The 1,261-nt window shown below is 78.7% G+C and carries 1 protein-coding gene and 1 pseudogene; both read left to right on the top strand.

The features are described 5' to 3' along the window. The coding region (locus tag Q6969_RS15765; protein ID WP_317231286.1) for an SAM-dependent methyltransferase at positions 1-1,078 on the top strand (1,078 nt) is incomplete at its 5' end. After that, positions 1,075-1,261 (top strand): annotated as a pseudogene (locus tag Q6969_RS15760) (glycosyl transferase); the annotation flags it as partial. The gene Q6969_RS15765 and the pseudogene Q6969_RS15760, both read left to right, overlap by 4 nt.

The following is a 1,261-nucleotide window of genomic DNA, read 5'->3' as shown; positions in this document are numbered from 1 at the left end:
GGTCCGCGAGCGCCGCGAGGCGGTGCGCGCCGACCTCGCCGCGCTGCTCGACGACGCGGCACCCGGCACCTGGGTCGCGGCGCCCTGGCGGGGCGACGGCCATCGCGACCACCGCGTCGTCGGCGAGGTCGTGGCGGAGCTGGTGGCGGGCCTGCCGGTCGAGCGCGGGATCCGGCTGGTGGAGTACCCCGTGTGGATGTGGCACTGGGCGACGCCCGACGACCCGCGCGTCCCGTGGGCCGACCTCCGGGCGCTTCCGCTGGACACGGCGACGCGGACCGCCAAGCGCGCGGCGGTCGCGGCGCACGCGAGCCAGGTGCGCCCGCTCTCCCCCGCACCCGAGGACCGCGCGGTGCTGCAGGCGGGGTACCTGCGCAATGCGGACCGGGACCGGGAGGTCCTCATCGTGCCGACGCCCGCACCCCCGGCCGCGCCCCCCGCTGCGGCCTCGACCGCCTCCACCGACACCGACACCGACACCGACACCGTCGCCGCCCGCTTCGACGCCGCCTACGTCCGCGACGCCGACCCGTGGCGCGTCACCACCCGCTGGTACGAGCGCCGCAAGCGCCTCGCGACCCTCGCCGCCCTCCCCGACGAGCGGTACGGGCGGGCGCTCGAGATCGGGTGCTCCATCGGGGTGACGACCGCGGGCCTCGCCGAGCGCGTGGACGCGCTGCGGGCGGTCGACGTCGCGCCGACGGCCGTCGCGCGGGCCCGGGCGCGCCTCGCCGACGCGCGGCACGTGCAGGTGGAGGTGCGCGACGTCGGCGCCGACTGGCCGGAGGGCGCCTTCGACCTCGTCGTGATGAGCGAGGTCGGGTACTACCTCGACGACGCCGCCCTCGACCGCGTCCTCGCCGCCCTGCCCGGGGCCCTCGGCGCATCCGGCACCCTCGTCGCCTGCCACTGGCGGCACCCCGAGGGCGACTTCCGCCGGTCCGGCGACGAGGTGCACGCGCGGCTCGCCACGGTCCCCGGGCTGACGCGCATCCTCCGGCACGAGGAGGACGACTTCCTGCTCGAGGTGCTGGCCGCCGATCCCCGCTCGGTCGCGGCGCGCACGGGGCTCCGGTGACCGGCCTCGCGAGCGGGGTCCCGGACGCGCGGACGGCGACGGCGCGCGCCGTCCAGGCCGTCGCGGTGGTCATCCCGGCGCGGGACGAGGAGGACCTCGTGGGGCGCTGCCTCGCGTCGGTGGAGGTCGCCGCGGCGCGGGCCCGGGCGCGCGGGATCCGCGTCGACGTGATCCTCGTCGCCG

The organism is Clavibacter sp. MX14-G9D (assembly GCF_032917815.1).
Taxonomy (GTDB): domain Bacteria; phylum Actinomycetota; class Actinomycetes; order Actinomycetales; family Microbacteriaceae; genus Clavibacter; species Clavibacter michiganensis_K.
The sequence above is the reverse complement of the archived record's forward strand: the minus strand, read 5'-3'. Positions and strand labels throughout refer to the sequence as shown.